Source organism: uncultured Campylobacter sp. (assembly GCF_938017615.1).
In the GTDB taxonomy this organism is placed as follows: Bacteria; Campylobacterota; Campylobacteria; order Campylobacterales; family Campylobacteraceae; genus Campylobacter_B.
Window position 1 is genome coordinate 1 of record NZ_CALIJA010000184.1, and the last position, 1,565, is coordinate 1,565.

Annotated in this window: 2 protein-coding genes and 1 pseudogene; 1 reads left to right on the forward strand and 2 read right to left on the reverse strand. The window is 47.3% G+C overall.

Annotated elements, in window-relative coordinates:
- On the forward strand, positions 1-728 hold a 728-nt coding region (locus tag Q0620_RS09455; RefSeq protein WP_298784752.1), incomplete at its 5' end, for a hypothetical protein.
- On the opposite strand, the gene Q0620_RS09460 is transcribed toward Q0620_RS09455, so the two are convergent.
- The gene (locus tag Q0620_RS09460; RefSeq protein WP_298784754.1) at positions 715-912 is read right to left on the reverse strand and encodes a hypothetical protein; all 198 of its coding nucleotides are present in this window, start codon (positions 910-912) and stop codon (positions 715-717) included. The genes Q0620_RS09455 and Q0620_RS09460 overlap by 14 nt on opposite strands.
- A 62-nt stretch (positions 913-974) precedes the next feature.
- Positions 975-1,565, reverse strand: a pseudogene (locus Q0620_RS09465) (hypothetical protein); the annotation flags it as partial.

Consider the following 1,565-nt stretch of genomic DNA (forward strand, 5'->3'; position numbering starts at 1 on the left):
CAAAAATTTTTGCTTCGCTAATACTTTGCGCAAGCTGTGCGTTAAACCTAAACGCGAGCCCCAATGAAGAGCTTGTCCGCTCGCTGTTTAGCGACGCAAACTTCGATAAAAATCTTTATTTCAAAGGCGAGATGAGAAGCTATTTAAAGCGCAAATTCTACGCGGCGGATAACTATAGCGAAATCACGGTTGCTCCGCTTGGACGCAGCGACGAATTTAGCGAGATTTTTCACGTATTTTTGAGCTCTAAAGAGAAGCACTTCGATCTTTACGTCTATACTAAGGAGGACGGAATCTACGCCGTGCGAGTTTTGGCGCAAACCGCTATTATTGAGGCTATCGTAAGCGAATATGAAAAATTTAGCGAGGCGCAAAAACGCGAATTTGAGCAAAAAACCGATGCAGACATCGTAAATTTAAAGCTAATCTTAGCGCCCGATAAAGAGCTTATGGAGTTTGGGAAACAAAACCTAGCGGCATTTGAAAAGATTTACGAGCTTTACGCAGGCGGCGAGCCCGAGCGCGCAAAGGCGGAGATCAAAAGCTTCCATCTCTCTTACGCCGAGACGAGCGGCAAAAGATTTATGCTGCTCATCGGCGGGGTCACCGATAACTCCGTGGGCTTTTTGCGGGTGAAAGATGAGGCAGACCTGCCGCAAATCAGCCCTAGCGAGTTTATAATGATAGAAAAAATTGCGCCGAATTGGTATCTTTTTAAAACCACATAAAAAGCCGCGCCGCAAGCGTGTTTGAAGCTTCGCGGCGATCTAAATTTAAAAGCGATACTGGCGCCTTAACCATACCGCCGATCAAAAATCGAGCTAATTTTAAATTTAAACAGACGATCTGCAAATTCTGTCTGCCGCGACTTTTGGGCGAAATTTTAAAATTTTGAAGTCTAAATTTAAACAAAGCATCGCCAAAGCGCGCCCCGTCGCCCTAAATTTAGAGCCAAGGGGCGAGATGGCGCAGCCTTAAACGCCACCCGGCTTAGACTTAAACTGCGCAAAGTCCACTCCCGTCGCGTCCAAAACCGCTCGCGAATAAAAATAGAGGCTGTAAAATAGCTCATCGTCGTAAAAATGCTCCTCCCAGCGCTCTTCGTCGTCCTCGTCGCTCTGCGGCCACAGATATTTTTCCGCAAGCATATCCGAAAAGCTCGCCAGCGGCGCTGCGTGCGAGATTTTATCGGCATCATCGCAAATCTCAAGCATAAACGCAAAAAATCCGCCGAGCCGAGCTGCGATAAAGCCTGCCGCTTCGTTTTCGCCGTTTTCGTCTTCGCCGTTTGCGTCTTCGCCGTTTGCGTTTTCGCAGTTTTCGTTTTTTCCGTTTATGTCCGCTGCGGCGTTTTGATTATTTTTATTCGCGTTTTTACCCGCCGCACTCGTTTTAAATTTTATCGCCTCGTTATCTGTACTCTTAAATTCCGCCCCGCCCGCTTTCAATTTCGCCGCCTCGCTATCCGCCTTTTTAAATTTAGACTCGCTCTTTTGCGCTAAATTTACGAAATTTTGCGCCGCGCCGCATCTTGCCGCATCCGTAGAATTTTGCCCGCAACCGGA